Source organism: Pseudomonas sp. CP4, from assembly GCF_047758505.1.
Classification (GTDB): domain Bacteria; phylum Pseudomonadota; class Gammaproteobacteria; order Pseudomonadales; family Pseudomonadaceae; genus Aquipseudomonas; species Aquipseudomonas fluorescens_AO.
Genome location: NZ_CP180489.1, coordinates 3,865,910 through 3,886,282, shown reverse-complemented (window position 1 = coordinate 3,886,282; position 20,373 = coordinate 3,865,910). Strand labels below are relative to the sequence as shown.

17 protein-coding genes are annotated in these 20,373 nt (G+C 61.1%); 5 read left to right on the top strand and 12 right to left on the bottom strand.

What is annotated here, in order from left to right; genetic code table 11:
- Positions 1-15: 15 nt before the first annotated feature.
- Both ACMYUN_RS17340 and ACMYUN_RS17335 read right to left on the bottom strand, forming a co-directional pair.
- Positions 16-174 (bottom strand): YqaE/Pmp3 family membrane protein, encoded by a 159-nt coding sequence (locus tag ACMYUN_RS17340; RefSeq protein ID WP_003228885.1) that lies wholly within the window; start codon positions 172-174, stop codon positions 16-18.
- A gap of 192 nt (positions 175-366) precedes the next feature.
- Entirely contained in the window at positions 367-1,593 is a 1,227-nt protein-coding gene (locus tag ACMYUN_RS17335) for an aspartate aminotransferase family protein (RefSeq protein WP_415761241.1), read from the bottom strand.
- 169 nt (positions 1,594-1,762) lie between these two features.
- Here ACMYUN_RS17335 and ACMYUN_RS17330 point away from each other — a divergent pair, with 169 nt between their 5' ends.
- Positions 1,763-2,677, top strand: a complete 915-nt coding sequence (locus tag ACMYUN_RS17330; RefSeq protein ID WP_024014561.1) for a LysR family transcriptional regulator — start codon at positions 1,763-1,765, stop codon at positions 2,675-2,677.
- Between the two features lie 228 nt (positions 2,678-2,905).
- Here the strand turns inward: ACMYUN_RS17330 and ACMYUN_RS17325 are convergent, their stop codons facing one another.
- The 10 genes from ACMYUN_RS17325 to bioB form a co-directional block, all read right to left on the bottom strand.
- Positions 2,906-4,684 (bottom strand): acyl-CoA dehydrogenase C-terminal domain-containing protein, encoded by a 1,779-nt coding sequence (locus ACMYUN_RS17325; protein WP_415761240.1) that lies wholly within the window; start codon positions 4,682-4,684, stop codon positions 2,906-2,908.
- A 155-nt stretch (positions 4,685-4,839) separates the two neighbouring features.
- Positions 4,840-6,636 (bottom strand): acyl-CoA dehydrogenase C-terminal domain-containing protein, encoded by a 1,797-nt coding sequence (locus tag ACMYUN_RS17320; RefSeq protein WP_415761239.1) that lies wholly within the window; start codon positions 6,634-6,636, stop codon positions 4,840-4,842.
- A gap of 90 nt (positions 6,637-6,726) precedes the next feature.
- Positions 6,727-8,016: a GGDEF domain-containing protein gene (locus ACMYUN_RS17315; protein ID WP_041476719.1), complete on the bottom strand. Its 1,290-nt coding sequence runs from the start codon at positions 8,014-8,016 to the stop codon at positions 6,727-6,729.
- 191 nt (positions 8,017-8,207) lie between these two features.
- Positions 8,208-10,013 carry a phenylacyl-CoA dehydrogenase gene (locus tag ACMYUN_RS17310; protein ID WP_415761238.1) on the bottom strand — a complete coding sequence of 602 codons (1,806 nt, stop codon included), beginning with the start codon at positions 10,011-10,013 and terminating at the stop codon, positions 8,208-8,210.
- Positions 10,014-10,288: 275 nt separating this feature from the next.
- Complete coding sequence (locus ACMYUN_RS17305; protein WP_415761237.1) at positions 10,289-10,585, bottom strand: pyrroloquinoline quinone biosynthesis protein PqqE; 297 nt, start codon at positions 10,583-10,585, stop codon at positions 10,289-10,291.
- A 108-nt stretch (positions 10,586-10,693) separates the two neighbouring features.
- Positions 10,694-11,374 carry a dethiobiotin synthase gene (bioD, locus tag ACMYUN_RS17300; RefSeq protein WP_016772864.1) on the bottom strand — a complete coding sequence of 227 codons (681 nt, stop codon included), beginning with the start codon at positions 11,372-11,374 and terminating at the stop codon, positions 10,694-10,696.
- The gene (gene bioC / locus ACMYUN_RS17295; RefSeq protein ID WP_415761235.1) at positions 11,371-12,180 is read right to left on the bottom strand and encodes a malonyl-ACP O-methyltransferase BioC; all 810 of its coding nucleotides are present in this window, start codon (positions 12,178-12,180) and stop codon (positions 11,371-11,373) included. Before bioC ends, bioD begins: the two co-directional genes overlap by 4 nt.
- Positions 12,173-12,904, bottom strand: coding sequence for an alpha/beta fold hydrolase (locus tag ACMYUN_RS17290; RefSeq protein WP_129997744.1), 732 nt, complete (start codon positions 12,902-12,904; stop codon positions 12,173-12,175). Before ACMYUN_RS17290 ends, bioC begins: the two co-directional genes overlap by 8 nt.
- Positions 12,897-14,075, bottom strand: a complete 1,179-nt coding sequence (bioF, locus tag ACMYUN_RS17285; RefSeq protein ID WP_415761234.1) for an 8-amino-7-oxononanoate synthase — start codon at positions 14,073-14,075, stop codon at positions 12,897-12,899. The genes ACMYUN_RS17290 and bioF overlap by 8 nt, the downstream gene beginning before the upstream one ends.
- A 160-nt stretch (positions 14,076-14,235) precedes the next feature.
- Complete coding sequence (bioB, locus tag ACMYUN_RS17280) at positions 14,236-15,291, bottom strand: biotin synthase BioB (protein WP_016772860.1); 1,056 nt, start codon at positions 15,289-15,291, stop codon at positions 14,236-14,238.
- Positions 15,292-15,382: 91 nt separating this feature from the next.
- Here bioB and ACMYUN_RS17275 point away from each other — a divergent pair, with 91 nt between their 5' ends.
- The 4 genes from ACMYUN_RS17275 (at position 15,383) to ACMYUN_RS17260 (ending at position 20,177) form a co-directional block, all read left to right on the top strand.
- Positions 15,383-16,117 carry a ComF family protein gene (locus ACMYUN_RS17275; protein WP_415761233.1) on the top strand — a complete coding sequence of 245 codons (735 nt, stop codon included), beginning with the start codon at positions 15,383-15,385 and terminating at the stop codon, positions 16,115-16,117.
- Between the two features lie 185 nt (positions 16,118-16,302).
- The gene (locus ACMYUN_RS17270; protein WP_415761231.1) at positions 16,303-17,067 is read left to right on the top strand and encodes a TOBE domain-containing protein; all 765 of its coding nucleotides are present in this window, start codon (positions 16,303-16,305) and stop codon (positions 17,065-17,067) included.
- 70 nt (positions 17,068-17,137) lie between these two features.
- A complete protein-coding gene (locus tag ACMYUN_RS17265; protein WP_129997748.1) occupies positions 17,138-19,039 on the top strand; it encodes a PhoX family protein in 1,902 nt (633 codons plus the stop codon).
- 163 nt (positions 19,040-19,202) lie between these two features.
- Positions 19,203-20,177, top strand: a complete 975-nt coding sequence (locus tag ACMYUN_RS17260; protein ID WP_073476508.1) for a serine/threonine protein kinase — start codon at positions 19,203-19,205, stop codon at positions 20,175-20,177.
- The last annotated feature ends 196 nt before the right edge of the window (positions 20,178-20,373 follow it).

Below are 20,373 nucleotides of genomic sequence, written 5' to 3'. Positions count from 1 at the left end.
CAGACGCCACTGAACTCAACGCTTGGCGATGATATACACCGCATGCACGATCCCCGGAATGTAGCCGCACAACGTCAGCAGAATGTTCAGCCAGAACGCCCCGCCAAACCCGACCTGCAGAAACACGCCCAGTGGCGGCAACAGAATAGCGATGATGATGCGAATGAAATCCATGGGGCAGCTCCTGAATGGGGGTTGGCTCACTTGAGCCATACAAGCTAATCGACCCGCGCCGTTCGTCAGGGTTCATTACGCTTGCTATTTGATCGCCAGCATCACAAAAAAACGCCCCACGCCAAAAGAATCAGGCGTGGGGCGTGCGTTATACCGCGAGACGGTTCGGGTAATCGGTTGGGGCACCTCAGCTCAGACGGCAATGCCCTTGCGGCATTGCAATTGGACGGTGCGCACTCGCGAGAAGGCGCGGCCCAGGCGCAGGAGCATTTCGTCGATGTTGGCTTTGCTGACAGTGAGGGCCGGGGTGAAGCGCAGGCAGTCAGGCTGCGCAGCGTTCAATATCAGGCCTTCGTGAAGTGCGGCGTGAACGACGGCGTCGGCGCATTCGGCGGACAGCGTCAGCCCGTAAAACAGGCCTTGGCCGCGCAATTCGCCGTGGTTGTAGCGGTGAGCCAGCCGCGCGAGACCTTCGCGCAAATGCTGGCCGTTGTCGTTGACCTGCTGAAGGAGGCTGCGGTCATGGATGCTGTCGAGCACCACCAGACCGGCCGCCGTGATCAAGGCGTTGCCGTGATGGGTGCCGCTCAGTTCGCCGGTGGCGAAACAGCAGGCCTTGCCTCGCGCCAGCATGGCCGCCAGCGGCAAGCCGCCGCCAAGGCCTTTGCCGAGCACGACGATATCGGCGCGAATGCCGTAGGACTGTTCGGCGAGCAAGGTGCCGCAGCGGCCGATGCCGGTTTGCACTTCGTCGAGAATCAGCAGAATGCCCAGGTCACGGCACAGTCGCTCGACGCCTTTGAGGTAATGCTCGGTCGCAGGAATGACCCCGGCATCGCTCTGGATCGGCTCCAGCATGATCGCCACGGTCTGCGCATCAACCGCCGCATGCAATGCCGGCAAGTCGTTGAATGGCACTCGATCGACCGTCGCCAGACTGCGGCCATGGCAACCCTGCTGCGCCACGATGATCCGCGAGGCGCCGCTGCGATGCAGTTGCCCCCATTTGCGCGCCAGTTTGATCGCCGCGTCACAAGCCTCGCTGCCACTGTTGAGCAGGTACGCCTGATCGCTGGACGTGCTGGCGCACAAACATTCGGCGAGGCTGAGCATGCCGCGATTATGCAGATTGCACCCGGGATTGATCAGCGCTTGGGCCTGATTGGCGATGGCTTTGACCAGCGCCGTGGGGCTGTGGCCAAGGCTGTTGGCGCCGCCAGCCTGGGAAAAGTCGAGGTAGGCGCGATCGTTGCTGTCCCACAGCCAGGAACCCTGGCCCCGAACGAACACTTGATACGGTCGCTCGACACCGGGCATCAGGCGTTGGGCATTGAGGTGATCGGTCATAGTGGATGGCCCCGTCTCGAAGGTGAGGTCATCCAGACTTGGCGTCTGGCGCCGCAAACTGAACAGATTCATGCGAAAAAACCTCGCTTGAGGTTTTTTGAACTGCCTATGTAAGCACTAACGAAGCAAATGGGATGCATCACGCTTTCTGGCCCTGTAAGCCTTGTGAATGCGGTTAGACTAGGCGCGCAACCGGCTTCAAGCCATTTCGATTTCCCAGCCATTTCTATAAGCGCTACTTATGGATTTCAAGCAACTGCGTTATTTCGTCGCGGTCTACGAAGAAGGCCATGTCGGCCGTGCGGCTGAGCGCTTGTCGATCTCGCAACCGGCGCTGTCGCAACAGATCCGACAGCTGGAGCAGAACCTCGACGTCACCCTGTTCGAACGCAGCAGTAAACGCCTGCTGCCGACTCTCGCTGCGCACACGCTGTACAACCACGCGTTGCCGCTGCTCGATGGCTTGCAGCGGGCGCGCGAGGCATTGGGTAATTTCAAGGGGCAGGCGTTGCGCACCCTGGCGATCGGTGTGCTGCAAACGGTGCACACCAGCCTTGTGCCGCAAATGCTCGAGCGTGTGCGCAAGGCGCAGCCACATCTGGTGGTGCAGATCTATGAACTGACCGGACTGGAAATCGAGCGGCGTCTGCTCAATGGTTCGCTGGACATCGGTATCAGCTATCTGCCGCCGCGCCAACCCGGTCTGCACGGGGTGTTGCTGTATGAAGACGAACTGACGCTGGTCATCCCGGCAGACCATCCATTGCGCGAGTTCAAGAAAGTCTCGATGCGCCAGGCTGCTGAGCTGCCCATGTTGCTGCTCGGCGAAGAGTTCCAGATCCGGCAGATCTGGCAGGCACAACTGACCAGCCTCGGACGACGCCCGCAAGTGCAGGCCGAGCTGAACAATATGTTGGGGATTCTCGATAGCCTGCCGCACACCAGGCTGGCAACGGTGCTACCGGGACGTTCGCAAAAGGAATACGACGATGAAGATCTGCTGTGGAAACCGCTGAGCGAGCCACGGGTGCCGTTGCAAGTTGGCCTGGTGTGCCGCGATGTACAACGCCAGCAGGCCTCGTTGGCATTGCTGCGGACATTGCTTGAAGAGGTGATCGATCGCGAAGTGAAGCCGCCCCTCGATCCGCTCGCCTGAAACTTTTCTTCAGGCAAAAGAAAACCCCGCCGAAGCGGGGCTTTGCAGACTGTTTCCCTGACATCCATTTCACTCCGCCACCCTGGCAGAATCCTACGTGTCCGTGTTGTTTACTTTGCGCTTCCTGCGCGACGTCCATGAAACGTAGATTAGCGGTGGATCCAATGTACGCATATGGGAGAACAGCAGCACGTCACGTAAGCAAATGCTTACATGACGTCTACAGGATCAAAACTGTGCCGCATCCAGCAGGAACAGCGACTCGCTACCGGCCTTGACCGACGCGCTCAACGAGTGAATACGTGGCAGCAGACGGGCGAAATAGAAGCGTGCGGTACCCAGCTTGCTCGCATAGAAATCATCTTGCGCTTCCTTGCCCAGCGAGGCTTTGGCCATCAACGCCCACATGTAGGCGTAAGCGGTGTATCCGAACGCTTGCAAATATTCGACCGAGGCCGCGCCAATTTCGTTCGGATTGTTTTTCGCCCGGTCCAGCAGCCACGCGGTCAGCTCGTCGAGGGTGTCGACGGCATCGTTCAACGGCTTGGTGAACTCGCCCAGATCGGCACTGGCGGTGGCGGTGAAATGACGGATCTCGTCAGCGAACAATTTGTAGAACGCACCGCCACTGCCAACGATCTTGCGACCCACCAGGTCCAGCGCCTGAATCCCGTTGGTGCCCTCGTAAATCTGGGTGATGCGCACGTCACGCACCAGTTGCTCCTGGCCCCACTCGCGGATGTAACCGTGGCCGCCGAAAATCTGCTGGCCATGAACGGTGGTTTCCAGACCCAGGTCGGTCAGGAAGGCTTTCGCTACCGGCGTCAGCAACGCCACCAGATCTTCCGCACGCTTGCGGGTGGTCGCGTCTTCGCTGAACTTGGCGGTGTCGAGTTGCATCGCCACATAAGTGGAAAACGCCCGGCCGCCTTCGTTCGAGGCTTTCATGGTCAGCAGCATGCGCCGCACGTCCGGGTGAACGATGATCGGGTCAGCGACTTTGTCCTTGTTCTGCGCACCGGTCGGCGAACGGCTCTGCAGGCGATCGCGCGCATATTCGACGGCGTTCTGATAAGAGCGCTCGCCCGTGGCCAGGCCTTGAATACCAACACCCAGGCGCTCGTAGTTCATCATGGTGAACATCGCGGCCAGGCCTTTGTTCGGTTCGCCGACCAGATAGCCCACCGCTTCGTCGAAGTTCATCACACAGGTTGCGGAAGCCTGAATGCCCATCTTGTGTTCGATCGATCCGCAGTTGGCCGGGTTACGCGCACCGAGGCTGCCGTCGGCATTGACCATGAACTTCGGCACCAGGAACAGCGAAATGCCTTTCGGACCGGCCGGGGCGTCCGGCAGCTTGGCTAGGACCAGATGAATGATGTTTTCGGTGAGGTCGTGCTCGCCGCCGGTGATGAAGATCTTGGTGCCGCTGACCTTGTAGGAACCGTCGGCCTGAGGTTCGGCTTTGGTGCGAATAATGCCCAGGTCAGTGCCAGCATGCGGCTCGGTCAGGCACATGGAGCCGGCCCAGATGCCGGTGTACATGTTCGGCAGGTACGCAGCTTTCAGTTCTTCACTGGCGTGAGCGTTGATCGACAGGCAGGCGCCGGCGGTCAGCATCGGATACAGACCGAACGCCAGGCTAGCGGAGTTGACCATTTCCTCGACCTGCGCCGACACGGCTTTGGGCATGCCCATGCCGCCATAGGCCGGATCACCGCCGACGCCGACCCAGCCGCCTTCGGCATAAGTCTGATAGGCCTGTGGGAAGCCGGCCGGCGTGGTGACGGCACCGTCCGCCCAATGGCAACCTTCCTCGTCAGCGGCACGGCTCAGCGGCGCGATGCTTTTGCTGGTGACCTTGCCGGCCTCTTCGAGAATCGCTTCAACGGTTTCGGCGTCGACGGTCTCGGCCAGCGCCGGCAGCTCGGCCCAGAGTTTGGCGACTTCGAACACTTCATTGAGGACGAAGCGCATATCGCGCAGCGGCGCTTTGTAGTCAGCCATGGCAAACCTCGCAAGATCTAAACAGGTGGTTCGTGGAATGATGTTTTCTGAGCCTGAGTGTACCTCAACAACTTTTGCGACACATAGGGTCAACCGGTGACTGATTTGTTATTTTTAGTCACCGGAAAAAGATCGCCGCGATCTTTCGATCTGCCCTACAAAGCAAACGCCTCCGCCGGCAAATTCATCAAACAATCACTGCCCGCCTCGATCGCCGCCTGATGTGTAGCCGTACGCGGCAGCAAGCGCTTGAAGTAGAACTCGCACGTCGCCAGTTTGCCCTTGAGGAAATCAGCCTCACCCTCGCCAGCCTCCAGCTGTGCCTGGGCAACCAACGCCATGCGCAGCCACAGGTAACCAAGGATGATGTAGCCGCTGTACATCAGGTAATCCACCGATGCGGCGCCGACTTCGTCGGGGTTCTTCATGGCGGCCATGCCGACCTTCATGGTCAGGTCGCCCCACTGTTGATTGAGCCCGTTGAGTTGCGCGACGAAGCTGCCCAACTGCGGATGGTCGGCGTTCGCTGCGCAAAATTTGTGGACGATTTTGGTGAAGCCCCGCAGCAATTTGCCTTGGCTGCCCAGCACTTTGCGCCCGAGCAGATCCAGCGCCTGAATGCCGTTGGTGCCCTCGTAGATCGGCGCAATCCGGCAGTCGCGCACCAGTTGCTCCATGCCCCACTCACGAATGAAACCGTGGCCGCCGAACACCTGCATGCCGTGATTGGTCACTTCCAGCCCGGTGTCGGTCATGAAGGCTTTGCAGATTGGCGTGAGGAACGCCAATAGGTCTTCGGCTTCCTGACGCGCCTCGGCATCGCTGCTCAGGTGCGCGGCATCGAGCATCTGCGCGGTGAAATAGGTCAGCGCCCGATTGCCTTCGTTGAAGGCTTTCATGGTCAGCAACATGCGCCGCACATCCGGGTGGACGATGATCGGGTCGGCAGGTTTTTGCGGGGCCTTGGCACCGGTCAGCGCGCGCATCTGCAGGCGGTCATTGGCGTACTTGATCGCACCCTGAAAACTCGCCTCGCCCAGACACAGGCCCTGCATGCCGGTGCCGAGTCGCGCGTGGTTCATCATGGTGAACATGCAGTTGAGGCCCTTGTTCGGCTCGCCGATCAGGTAACCGGTGGCGGCATCGAAGTTCAGCACGCAGGTGGCCGAAGCCTTGATGCCCATCTTGTGCTCGATCGAACCACAGGAAACGCCATTGCGCTCTCCCGCTTCGCCTGTCGCGTCGGGGAGGAACTTGGGCACGATAAACAGGGAAATGCCCTTGGTTCCGGCCGGTGCGTCCGGCAGCTTGGCCAGGACCAGATGGATGATGTTGTCGCTCAGGTCATGCTCGCCGGCAGAAATGAAGATCTTGCTGCCGGTGATCGCGTAGCTGCCGTCGGCCCGTGGCACCGCGCGGGTCTTGATGATGCCCAGATCAGTGCCGCAGTGCGCTTCGGTCAGGCACATGGTGCCGGTCCACTGACCAGCGGTGAGTTTGCTCAGGTAAGTGTCTTTCTGCTCGGCGGTACCGTGGGCGTGGATCGCCGACATCGCGCCGTGAGTCAGGCCCGGGTACATACCCCAGGACGTGTTACTGGAACCGACCATCTCGCTGATCACCAGTCCCAGCGAGCTCGGCAGCCCTTGACCACCGTAAGCCGGATCAGCCGCCAAACCGTGCCAGCCGCCCTCGACATATTGTGCGAAGGCCTGCTTGAAGCCTGTAGGCGTTGTTACCACGCCGTTGTCGAAATGGCAGCCCTCTTCATCGCCGCTGCGATTGAGCGGGGCCAGCACGTTCTCGCAGAACTTCGCGCCTTCTTCGAGGATCGCGCTGATCATGTCCGGGCTGGCGTCATGCGCGCCGAGACTGGCGTAGCTGGAGTGGAAGTCGAAGACGTGATCGATCAGAAAGCGCATGTCGCGCAGGGGAGCTTTGTACTCAGGCATGGTGGCTTCTCCGTCAGCAGATTCCTCCAACCTACTGCTGGCCACCACGCGCGACAATCAATGTGCGGGCGCTGAATGCGCCGTCATCACTCAACCCGCAGCGGTATCCATGCGCACCGCGCCACGGCGGTTCTGCCCGAACGCCATGACGCAGTTACGCCCGGCGCCCTTGGCGCTATACAACGCCTGGTCGGCGGACTTGAGCACTTCTTCCGGAGTGCGCTGCTCGACGCGTTCGGCGACGCCGATGCTCACCGTCACCGACACCGCCGAAGCCCCGGAACCGCTGCGGCGCTGGCGACCTTGCTGATCATCCTGCGGGCGGTTTTCCTGGTTGCGCAACTGAATGCTGTAGGAGGCGATCGATTCGCGGATCACTTCCAGGTGCGGCATGCATTCCTCAAGGGTTTTGCCTGCAAACACCAAGGCAAATTCCTCACCGCCGTAGCGATACGCCCTACCGCCACCGCTGATTTTCGACAGTTTGCTGGCGACCAGCCGCAGCACCTGATCACCGACGTCGTGGCCGTGGGTGTCGTTGAATTTCTTGAAGTGATCGACGTCGCTCATCGCCAGCACATAGTTGCGCCCCAGTCGCTGCATGCGTTCGTTGAGCGCACGTCGTCCCGGCAGGCCGGTGAGCTCGTCGCGGAAGGCCATTTGATAGGCCTCATGCGCAACGGCGGCGGCGATCATCAGCATCACCTGGCTGCACATGATGTTCAGGGTGAACGGCAGAATAAAGGTCTTCGGCAGCATCCAGAACACACCGAGCAAGCCAACCAGTTGCGCCGCGTGCAGCGGGCGCGGGTTACGCCAGTATTGCCAGGCCAGGAGCAGGAAGGCCGAGATGAACACCGGATAGGACAACTGGATCAGACTCATCCACGCGCCGTGCAGCGCCGGCCAGCGGATCTCCGACAACCACAGCAGCAGCGCCTGTGGGTAACTTTGCTCCAGCCCCAGCGCCACGCTGCCAAACGCTAGCAGCACAGCGAACCGCGCGACCATGTCCTGAAACAGATGCGTACGCTCTTGCCACGCTGCGAACAGCCCGAACAACAATGGCAGCAACAGGCAGACCAGATGGAAAACCACCGCAGCGTCTTCGCGGACTTTGCCGTTGTCGCGGTAAAAGTCGGTCTGGGTATCGAGCAGAAAATAGGCGATGTAAACCGTGAGCATCAGAAACAGTTCGCGCTGTCGTCGGTACACCGCGCAATACGCCCCGCCGAGCAATAGAACCAGGGTCGGCAAGACATTGAACAGGGACGTGAAAAACACGCTGAGGTCTTTGACGTACGCAGCCGCCAGCCCCGCAAGCAATAACAGCAGTGATGGCAGGAAATGGCTGAAACGTACAGCGGAAGAACGCGGCAAGGGTAAGCTCCGACCCGTCATAGCAAAGAGATGGCATTGTGCCTGCAAAGTGCGGCCAAGCCCACACAATGTGATCCAGATCACACACGGTCTCTATAACGGCCGGAAGCTCGACTATCTGAGCGATCCGCCAACAAAAAAACCGCTGCCCCCTAACGGGAGCAGCGGTTTTCGTCAGACTGCGTTGAGGCTTAGTAGCCCAGCGCGAAGTCTTCTTCTTTCATGTCCATCAGGTTGCCAGCGCCCGACAGCATAGTGGCCACGTGTGTGCGGGTACGCGGCAGGATGCGCTGGAAGTAGAAGCGCGCGGTCTGCAGCTTGGCGGTGTAGAACGCCTCGTCGGTGGTGCCGGCAGCCAGTTTTTCCGCAGCCAGACGTGCCATGTCCGCCCAGAAGTAGGCCAGGCAGGCATAACCGGAGTACATCAGGTAGTCCACGGAGGCCGCGCCGACTTCTTCGCGATCTTTCATGGCAGCCATACCGACCTTCATGGTCAGCTCGCCCCATTCCTTGTTCAGTGCAGCCAGCGGCGCGACGAATTCCTGGACGGCTTCGTTGCCTTCGTTGTTCTGGCAGAACTTGTGGACGATCTTGGTGAAGCCTTTCAGAGCTTCGCCTTGAGTCATCAGCACTTTGCGGCCGAGCAGGTCGAGGGCCTGGATGCCGGTGGTGCCTTCGTACAGCATCGAAATGCGGCTATCGCGAACGTTCTGCTCCATGCCCCACTCGGCGATGAAGCCGTGGCCGCCGTAGATCTGCACACCGTGGTTGGCGGCTTCGAAACCGACTTCGGTCATGAACGCTTTGGCGATCGGGGTCATGAACGCCAGCAGTGCGTCGGCCTTCTTCTTCTCTTCTTCATCGACGCCGTATTTGACGATGTCGACCTGTTTGGCGGTGAAGTAGACCATCGCGCGGTTGCCTTCGGCGAACGCCTTCATGGTCAACAGCATGCGGCGCACGTCAGGGTGAACGATGATCGGGTCAGCGGCTTTGTCCGGCGCTTTCGGGCCAGTCAGCGAACGCATTTGCAGGCGATCGCGAGCGTACTTCAGACCGCCCTGGAAGCCGATTTCGGCGTGAGCCAGACCTTGCAGCGCGGTACCGAGACGGGCGGTGTTCATAAAGGTGAACATGCAGTTCAGACCTTTGTTCGCCGGGCCGATCAGGTAACCGGTGGCGCCGTCGAAGTTCATCACGCAGGTGGCGTTGCCGTGGATGCCCATCTTGTGTTCCAGCGAACCGCAGCTCACTGCGTTGCGCGCGCCAATGGTGCCATCGGCGTTTGGCAGGAACTTTGGAACGATGAACAGCGAGATGCCTTTGGTGCCAGCCGGAGCATCCGGCAGGCGGGCCAGTACGATGTGGACGATGTTGTCGGCCATGTCGTGTTCACCGGCCGAGATGAAGATCTTGGTGCCGGAAACTTTGTAGGAACCGTCGGCCTGAGGCTCGGCCTTGGTGCGCAGCATGCCCAGGTCGGTGCCGCAGTGCGGTTCGGTCAGGCACATGGTGCCGGTCCATTCGCCGGAGACCAGTTTGGTCAGATAGGCTTCCTGCTGCTCAGGGGTGCCGTGCTCGGAGATCGTGTTCATCGCGCCGTGCGACAGGCCTGGGTACATGCCCCACGACCAGTTGGCTTCGCCGACCATTTCGCTGACCGCCAGACCCAGCGACTCAGGCAGGCCCTGACCGCCATGCTCAACGTCGTGCGCCAGACTTGGCCAGCCGCCTTCGACGAATTGCTTGTACGCCTCTTTGAAGCCAGTCGGGGTTTTCACGCCGGACTCGCTCCAGGTGCAACCTTCCAGATCGCCCACGCGGTTCAGCGGCGCCAGTACCTGCTCACAAAACTTGGCGCCTTCCTCGAGGATGGCGTCAACCATGTCCGGCGTGGCGTCTGCGCACGCTGGCAGGCTCTGATAGTGCGCTTCGTAGCCGAGCAGCTCGTCACGAACGAAGCGAATATCACGCAAGGGGGCCTTGTAGTCAGGCATAGCGATAAACCTCTGCTGATGTAACCGGGAATGAACGACCGCGTTGAGTTGTTGTGACGGTCAAACAGTTGTTTGAAACATACGTTTACGCCGAAATCTTGTCAAGCGTCGTTCTTTTGCCATTCGTCATCAGCCTTTCGCAAATGCCGGAGACGACAAATCGCCGCGCCTTCACGTTAGCCACGGACGTTGTAAAAAGATTAGTTGAGCAAGAAGGACTTAAACGAAAAACGCCGCGACAGGGCGCGGCGTTTCGAGATCTACAACAAATTCACTCAAGCGAAGGTATCAATGATCGTCCCAAGCACTTCGTCGGACGCCTTGGCCACCTTCACACCCAGCTCTGCCTGGATCTTGCCCAGCGACAGCTCGACGATATTGCTCGCCAGATCCGATTCCTGTGCGCGATCCACGCCGCGCAGGCGATTGACCTGCACTTCGGACGACTGGCTGGTCACCGAGCGTTCGATAGTATTGTTGGCGATCTGGCTGGCGGCCTGATCGACGCGGTTCTGCCCGGACTGAATCGAGCTCAGCCCCGCATAAAAAGCTGTGTTGCCGGAGATTTCCATAGTCACTCTCATCCCTGCAAAGGATCAATGGTCGCCATTGAAGCAGACGCGCCAGCAAAACACCCGTCAAAAACACTAATGGCACAGTGCCTGTTCATAGTGAAAAACTTAGTCGAGCAGATCCAGTTGCAGATGCTCGGCCACCGCTTCGGCGCTCAACGCTTTGAGTTTCGGCACCCGGCCCAGGCACGGCGCCGGTATGCGTTCGGCGAGCGTCGCTAAGTTTTCCTCCAGCCGAGAGGTTTTCGGATCGATGATGTTGGCCACCCACCCCGCCAACTGCAGGCCATCGCGGGCGATCGCCTCGGCGGTCAGCAACGCATGACTGATGCACCCCAGCCTCACGCCCACCACCAGAATCACCGGGAGCTTCAGCGCAATCGCCAGGTCGGAGAGATTGTCCTGATCCGCCAACGGTACCCGCCAGCCGCCGGCACCTTCGATCAGGGTGAAATCGGCGTTCATCGCCAGAATCCCGCGCATCGGCGCCAGCAGCGATTGCACCGTCAGCGCCACACCTGCTTCGCGCGCCGCCAGATGCGGAGCGATCGCTGGCTCGAACGCCACCGGATTGACCTGTTGATAAGTCAGCGGCAAGGAACATTCGGCCAGCAGCGCCAAGGCATCGGAATTACGCAAGCCCTTGGGCGTGACGTCGCACCCGGAAGCCACCGGTTTGCCCGCCGCCGTGCTCAAGCCTGCCGAGCGCGCTGCATGGAGCAATCCGGCTGCGACGGTGGTCTTGCCGACATCGGTGTCGGTACCGGTGATGAAATAGGCTGCGCTCATAGAGGTTTCTCCAACACGGCGTACACCACCTGATACGTTGCCGGCAGCCCCGACGTCTGACGGAACCGCTCATACGCGTCGACCAGCCCGAGAATCCGCGCCCGCCCGGTCAAACCACCCGGCCGGCCAGGGTTCAGATTGTGTGCACCCAACGCTTTGAGCTCGTGAGTCAGGCTGCGCACATCCGGGTAATGCAACACGTGCGGCAGATTTTCCAGACTCACTGCGCGCATGCCACTTCCGCCACATAACTGTTCATAGCGGGCGAACTCGCGGAAGCGATTGACGTGCACCAGCCCGTCGACCTGCTGCCAACTCTCACGCAACTCGAACAGCGTCCCTGTACACAGACTAGCAAAGGCAAAAATCCCGCCCGGTTTAAGCACGCGAAAAGCTTCGCTGAGCACCGTTTCGAAGTCGGCGCACCACTGCACCGCCAGGCTGGAGAAAATCAAATCGAAGCTAGCGTCCTGCAACGGCAGCCTTTCGGCATCGCCGGCAATGAAATGCTCAGCGCCACCCAGCGGCCGTGCGTGATTGAGCATGCCCTCGGCAATGTCCAGCGCAAAACCGCTGCTCTGGGTGAAACGCGAGGCCAGCGCGCGGGTGAAATAGCCAGTGCCGCAACCGAGATCGAGCCACCGCGACGGCGTGAAACTCGCAGGCAAGCGCTCAAGCAACTGCGTGCCGACGTCACGCTGAAACTCGGCGACGCTGTCGTAACTGGCCGCGGCGCGGGAAAAAGACGCCGCCACCTGGCGCTTGTCAGGCAAGCCCCCAGGCAGCACGAGGGACAGATCAGTCATCAGCGCACTCATGTAGAAATGCCTGGATCGCACCCGCGACTCCGTGCGGGTCCTCCAGCAGAAAAGCATGGCTGGCCTGTTCGATCAGACCAATTTCGATATCCGGCAACAGCGCGAACAATGCGCCGGCCGCTTCCGCCGGGACCAGCGCGTCCTGCCCGCCGAACAGATGAAACTGTGGGCCGCGAAACCCCTGCAGCGCCTGTCGCGTATCCAGCTGCGCGAGTAGCTCCAGACCTGCCATCAGCGCGGCCGGCGCGATGGCTGGCGCGCCACCGAGCAGCAAGCGCGACAAGCCACGCGGGTCTGGCGAACCTTGCGCACATAACAAAGCAAAACGCTTGAGCGTCGTACGCGGATCGGCCTGGCAACCGGCAAGAAATGCATCAAAGGTCTCGGCAGGCATCGCATCCGGCCACTGCTCATGCGCAACAAACGCCGGATTGCTTGCCAGCGTCAGCACCCCGCAGCACGCCTCGCCGCGTCGTGCCGCCAACTCAGAGGCGAGCATGCCGCCCAGCGACCAGCCACCGAGCCAGACTTCCTGCGGAATGCGCGCATCGAGTTCGTCGAGCCAGTCTTCAAGGTCAGCGGAGTCCAGCTCCGGCAGCGGTTCAATCTCGACTTGCAGATGTTCGTCGAGGCCACGTAATGCTGCGGCCAGCGGTTCCAGCGGCGACACGCCGAGGCCCCAGCCGGGCAACAGGATCAGACGATTACGCATGGCTTGGCTCCAACGACAATCGGGCGAAACAATCCGCCAGCCCTTCCAGTAACTGTTGCACCTGCGCCTCGCTGTGGGCGGCGGTCAGCGTGACGCGCAGTCGCGCGCTGCCGGCCGGCACGGTCGGAGGGCGAATCGCAGTGACCATCAGCCCGCGCTCGCGGAGTATTTGCGACAACCGCACCGCGCGGCCGGCATCGCCGATCATGATCGGCTGGATCGGCGTGAAACTGTCCATCAGCTCCAGCCCGATCTGCTTGGCACCGTGGCGGAACTGGCGGATCAAGGCCTGCAAGTGCTCACGACGCCAGTGTTCGCTGCGCAGCAGTTCGAGGCTTTTCAGCGTCGCGCAGGCCAGCGCCGGCGGTTGGCTGGTGGTGTAGATGTACGGCCGGGCGAACTGGATCAGGCTTTCGATCAACTCTTCGCTGCCGGCGACAAAGGCCCCGGCGGTGCCGAAGGCTTTGCCGAGGGTGCCGACCAGCACCGGCACATCGTCCGGGCTCAGGCCGAAATGCTCGACGATGCCGCCACCGTTCGCGCCCAGCGGGCCGAAGCCGTGGGCATCGTCGACCATCAGCCACGCGCCTTTGGCCTTGGCCGCGCGGGCCAGCGCCGGCAGGTCGGCGATGTCGCCGTCCATGCTGAATACGCCATCGGTCACCACCAGTGTGTTGCCAGTGGCTTTCTCCAGGCGCTTGGCCAGACTCTCGGCGTCGTTGTGCAGATAGCGATTGAAACGCGCACCGGACAACAGGCCCGCGTCCAGCAAAGAAGCGTGATTGAGCCGGTCTTCCAGAACCGTATCGCCCTGCCCGACCAGCGCGGTGACCGCGCCGAGGTTGGCCATGTAGCCGGTGGTGAAGAGCAGCGCACGTGGGCGTCCGGTCAGATCGGCGAGTGCTTCTTCCAGCGCGTGATGCGGGCTGCTGTGGCCGATCACCAGATGCGACGCGCCACCGCCGACACCCCAGCGCTCGGCACCGGCGCGCCAGGCTTCGATCACCTGCGGATGATTGGCCAGGCCCAGATAGTCGTTGTTGCAGAAAGCGAGCAGCGGTTGGCCGTCGACCACGACTTGCGGGCCTTGCGGCGAGTCGAGCAGCGGACGCTGCCGGTAGAGGTTGTCGGCACGGCGGGCAGCAAGGCGTGCGGCGAGATCGAAAGACATGCAGGCCTCGATTTTCAAATGACACATATCCCCTGTGGGAGCGAGCCTGCTCGCGAATGGGCGTCACATCCAATATGGATGTTGGCGGCCAAACCGCTTTCGCGAGCAGGCTCGCTCCCACAGGGGTTTTGCATTCCTTCAGAACAATCCGCGCGGGTTTTTACACCGCAGCGTTGTAGAACTGCTCGCTGCTCTTCTGCTCCACCAGTGCCTGCTCGATCGCAGCCTGATGAACCTCATCGGAATGCTCTTCACGGGCCTCCGGCTGGATACCGAGGCGCGCAAACAGCTGCATGTCCTTGTCCGCCTGCGGGTTGGCGGTGGTGAGCAATTTGTCGCCGTAGAAAATCGAGTTGGCGCCGGCGAAAAATGCCAGGGCCTGCATCTGCTCGTTCATCGCTTCGCGACCGGCGGACAGACGTACGTGGGATTGCGGCATGAGGATGCGCGCCACGGCGAGCATGCGGATGAAGTCGAACGGGTCGATGTCTTCGGCGTTTTCCAGCGGCGTGCCAGCGACTTTCACCAGCATGTTGATCGGCACCGACTCCGGGTGCTCCGGCAGGTTGGCCAACTGGATCAGCAGATTGGCGCGATCGTCCAGCGATTCGCCCATGCCGAGAATGCCGCCGGAGCAGATTTTCATCCCCGACTCACGCACGTAGGCCAGCGTCTGCAGACGCTCGCTGTAAGTGCGGGTGGTGATGATGCTGCCGTAGAACTCCGGCGAGGTGTCGAGGTTGTGGTTGTAGTAATCGAGACCGGCCTTGGCCAGCGCTTCGGTCTGCTCCTGATCGAGACGACCGAGGGTCATGCAGGTTTCCAGGCCCAGGGCTTTCACCCCTTCAACCATCTTCAACACATACGGCATGTCCTTGGCCGACGGATGTTTCCACGCCGCGCCCATGCAGAACCGCGTCGAACCGATGGCTTTGGCGCGGGCCGCCTCTTCGAGGACCTTCTGCACTTCCATCAGTTTTTCTTTTTCCAGGCCGGTGTTGTAGTGCCCGGACTGTGGGCAGTACTTGCAGTCTTCGGGACAGGCGCCGGTCTTGATCGACAGCAGTGTCGAGACTTGCACGCGGTTGGCGTTGAAATGTGCGCGGTGCACCGTTTGCGCCTGGAATAGCAAGTCGTTGAATGGCTGTACGAAGAGTGCTTTGACTTCGGCCAGAGACCAATCGTGACGCAGGGTGGCGGTGGTGCTCGCGCTCATGGGCAATTCCTTGGTTATGCTTGGCGGGCGCCGGGGAAAATGGAATATCCACAGGCGCTACACGGATGTTCGGCATATTTAAGGAAGAGCGATGCGCTGTCAACCGCAATACCAGGGACAGGTTTACATCTGTTTAAAAAACGTACAGACCTGTTTGCTGTGCGATGAGCCCGCGGAAGCACAAATGCCAATGTGCGAGGCCTGCGAAACCGAGATGCCCTGGCTCGGCAGCCATTGTCAGAGCTGCGCTTTGCCGCTGGCGGCGGATGGCCTGACTTGCGGCGAGTGCCTGCTAGAGCCTCCGGCCTTCGAGCAGGTCGCGGTGCCCTGGGTGTATTGCTTCCCGGTGGACAGTCTGATCACGCGCTTTAAACACAACGCGAAATGGCCGTTTGGTCACCTGCTCGCCGACGTTCTCGGCCAATACCTGCAGCATCGCTTCGCCGAGGACTTGCCGCGCCCCGATGTGCTGCTGCCGGTGCCGTTGGCGAATAAACGCCTGCGTCGGCGAGGATTCAATCAAGCGGCGATGCTCGCGCGCTGGTTGAGTGTGTCGCTGGATTTGCCCTGTGAAGAACAGCTTCTAAGGCGAGTCATGGACACCGATGCTCAGCAGGATCTGGACGCCAAGGCGCGCAAACGCAATTTGCGCAATGCCTTTGCGCTGGCGCCTGATGCAGAGGTAAGCGGCCGCCATTTCGCGCTGGTGGATGATGTTCTGACCACGGGCGCGACCGCTCAGGCGCTGGCGCGGTTGTTGATGAATGCTGGTGCGGCGCGGGTTGATGTGTACTGCCTGGCTCGTACGCCGAAGCCCGGTACCTGAAGCGAATACATATCTCATGTGGGAGCGAGCCTGCTCGCGAATGGGCATCACATTCAACAAAGATGTTGTTGCTCAAACCGCTTTCGCGAGCAGGCTCGCTCCCACAGGGGTTCGGCGTAAGGCTTGACTCGCGCATTGCAAGTGGCCAACGTCCTTCTCATCGCCCGAGCCAGAAGCGTTCTGCCATGTCCCTGCCCACCCTGCTCTCCCAGCACATCGTTCGCCGTCCGCAGCGCATTGCCCTGCTGCAACACATCGCCGAGCAGGGTTCGATCACTCGTGCGGCGAAGAGCGCGGGGCTCAGTTACAAAGCGGCGTGGGATGCGATCGATGAGCTGAACAACCTGGCGCAGAAACCTTTGGTCGAGCGCGTGGTGGGCGGCAAGGGTGGCGGCGGCGCCAGACTGTCCAGCGAGGGCGAGCGAGTGCTGCGCCTGTATCAGAAATTGCAGGCGCTGCAGGCGCAGGTGCTGGAAGCGGCGGAAGACGCCAGCGATCTCGACCTGCTCGGTCGGCTGATGCTCAGGACCAGCGCGCGCAATCAACTGCATGGCACGGTGGCAGCGATTCAGGCGCAGGGACGCAACGATCTGATCCGCCTCGAACTCGCCGAGGGCATTGCTCTGGAGGCACAGATCACCCACGACAGCACCGTGCATCTGGAATTGCAGATCGGTACCGAAGTGATGGCGCTGATCAAGGCCGGCTGGCTTGAACTGCTCGGCGCCGATCAGCCGGCCACGCCCGGACACAATGTCCTGCGCGGCACTATCGAAGCGATTCTTGATGCCGAGGACGGCCCCAGCGAAGTGCGTATTTCACTGCCCAACGGCCAGACCCTTTGCGCCTTGGCCGAACCTATGCACTTGCGTCGCCAAAGCCTGGGCGTCGGCGATCCGGTGCAGGTGCAATGCGCGCCGTCCAACGTGCTGATCGGCACGCCGCTCTGATCGGCCCTTGCCACAAAAGCGTCATCGACCCGCATTAAGGTGTTGCCCATAACCAAGCAGGGAGCCTGATGTGAGCCTATTAGAAGAAAACCAATCCACTGATCTGGAAAAAATGGTCGGCCTCAGCCGTCGCGGTTTCATCAGCGCCGGTGCCTTGTGCGGCGCGGCGATGTTCCTCGGCGGCAACCTGCTGAGCCGCAGCGTCATGGCCGCCAGCGTCAGCGCCGGCAACAGCCGCCTGCTCGGTTTCGAGAGCATCCCGGCGGCGACCACCGACGCCATCACCCTGCCCAAGGGCTACAAGTCTTCGGTGCTGATCAGTTGGGGCCAGCCGCTGCACAAGAACGGCCCGGCCTTCGATCCGAGCGGTAACGGCACCGCTGCCGCACAGGAAGTGCAGTTCGGCGACAACAACGACGGCATGAGCCTGTTCGCCTTCCCGGACGACAAGAACCGCGCGCTGATGGCGATCAACAACGAATACACCAACTATCGCTATCTATATCCGCATGGCGGCATGCCGCAGTCGGCTGAAGACGTGCGCAAGGCATTGGCCTGCGAAGGCGTGTCGGTGATCGAAGTGCAGCGCAAGAACGGCCAGTGGCAATTCGTCCAAGGCTCGCGCTACAACCGTCGGATTCACGGTAACTCGCCGCTGCGCATCAGCGGTCCGGCCCGCGGCCACGATCTGATGAAAACCGCCGCTGACAAGCACGGCAAAAAAGTCCTCGGCACGTTCCAGAACTGCGCCAACGGCAAGACGCCGTGGGGCACTTATCTGACCTGCGAAGAAAACTTCACCGACTGCTTCGGCAGCAGCAACGCCCAGCAGCAATTCGATGCCGCGCAAAAGCGCTACGGCGTTGTCGCCAGCAGCAAAGACATCAACTGGCACCCGCACGACCCGCGCTTCGACATGGCCAAGAACCCCAACGAGCTCAACCGTCACGGCTGGGTGGTCGAGATCGATCCGTTCGATCCGCAATCGACTCCGGTCAAACGCACCGCGCTGGGCCGCTTCAAGCATGAAAACGCCGCACTGGCCGAGACCGACGATGGTCGCGCTGTGGTGTACATGGGCGACGACGAACGCGGCGAGTTCATCTACAAATTCGTCAGCCGTGATCGCATCAACCATCGCAATCAGAAAGCCAACCGCGACATCCTCGATCACGGCACGTTGTATGTGGCCAAATTCGATGCCGGCGACGGCAACCCTGATCACCCGAAAGGCCAGGGCCAGTGGATCGAACTGACCCACGGCAAGAACGGCATCGACGCCAGCAGCGGGTTTGCCGATCAGGCAGAAGTGCTGATCCACGCGCGCCTTGCCGCCAGCGTGGTTGGCGCAACACGCATGGACCGCCCGGAGTGGATCGTCGTCAGTCCCAAGGACGGCCAGGTTTATTGCACCCTGACCAACAACGCCAAGCGCGGTGAAGACGGGCAACCGGTGGGCGGTCCAAACCCGCGCGAGAAGAACGTTTACGGGCAGATTCTGCGCTGGCGCACCGACCGCAACGATCACGCCTCGAAGACGTTTGCCTGGGATCTGTTTGTGGTCGCGGGCAATCCGGGCGTGCATGCCGGGACGCCGAAGGGTGGTTCATCCAACATCACCCCGCAGAACATGTTCAACAGCCCCGACGGTCTGGGTTTCGACAAGGCCGGACGCCTGTGGATTCTCACCGACGGCGACTCGAGCAACGCTGGCGACTTCGCCGGGATGGGCAACAACCAGATGCTCTGCGCCGATCCTGCGACCGGTGAGATTCGCCGTTTCATGGTCGGGCCGGTGGGTTGCGAAGTGACCGGGATCAGCTTCTCGCCGGATCAGAAAACCCTGTTTGTCGGGATTCAGCATCCAGGCGAGAACGGCGGTTCGACCTTCCCCGAGCATCTGCCCAATGGCAAGCCAAGGTCTTCGGTGATGGCGATTACCCGCGAAGACGGCGGGATTGTCGGCGCCTGATAAACCGCTCTCGCGAGCAGGCTCGCTCCCACAGGGAATCGCATTCCAAGGTGGGGCGAGCCTGCTCGCGAAGAGGCCCGGGCAGACACCAACACCCTTCGCGCCGCCATCTGCGCTACCATGCCGAGCCGGACGCAGCAGCCTGCTGCGCGCAGGAGTCAGCATGGCCCACCCGTTTGAAACCCTCACCCCCGATCTCGTCCTGGATGCCGTTGAAAGCATCGGTTTCCTCAGCGACGCGCGCATTCTGGCGCTCAACAGCTACGAAAACCGTGTGTATCAGGTCGGTATCGAAGACTCCGAGCCGCTGATTGCCAAGTTCTATCGTCCGCAGCGCTGGACCAACGAGGCCATAATCGAAGAGCACCAGTTCACTTTCGAACTGGCCGACATCGACATTCCGGTGGTAGCGCCGCTGATCCACAACGGCGAAACCCTGCATGAGCACGCCGGTTTCCGCTTCACCCTGTTCCCGCGTCGTGGTGGCCGGGCGCCGGAGCCGGGCAATCTTGATCAACTCTATCGCCTCGGCCAGTTGCTCGGGCGCATGCATGCGGTGGGCGGCACCAAGCCGTTCGAGCATCGCGAAGCCCTCGCCGTGCAGAACTTCGGCCATGCCTCGCTGAACACTTTGCTCGAAGGCAATTTCATTCCCAAGAGCCTGCTGCCGGCTTACGAGTCGGTTGCCCGCGACCTGCTCAAACGCGTCGAAGACGTCTACGCCGCCACGCCGCACCAGAACATCCGCATGCACGGCGACTGCCACCCCGGCAACATGATGTGCCGCGACGAGATGTTCCACATCGTCGACCTCGACGACTGCCGCATGGGCCCGGCGGTGCAGGACATCTGGATGATGCTCGCCGGCGATCGCCAGGAGTGTCTGGGGCAGTTGTCGGAATTGATGGACGGCTACAACGAATTCCATGATTTCGACCCGCGCGAACTGGCGCTGATCGAACCGTTGCGCGCCTTGCGCCTGATGCACTACAGCGCCTGGCTGGCGCGGCGCTGGGATGACCCGGCATTCCCGCACAGCTTTCCGTGGTTCGGCACTGAGCGTTACTGGGGCGATCAGGTGCTGGCGTTGCGTGAGCAACTGGCGGCACTGAATGAAGAGCCGTTGAAACTGTTCTGATTCAACGCTTGGCTAATGTGGGAGGGGGCTTGCTCCCGAAAGCGGATTGGCATTCAACATTGATGTTGGCTGATACACCGCCTTCGGGAGCAAGCCCCCTCCCACATTCGGTGTTCACAATTCCATGAACATTGGTCTGCGACATTCGCAGACAAATCTCCTTACAATCACTCCTTTGTCAGCTGCCTGAACAAGG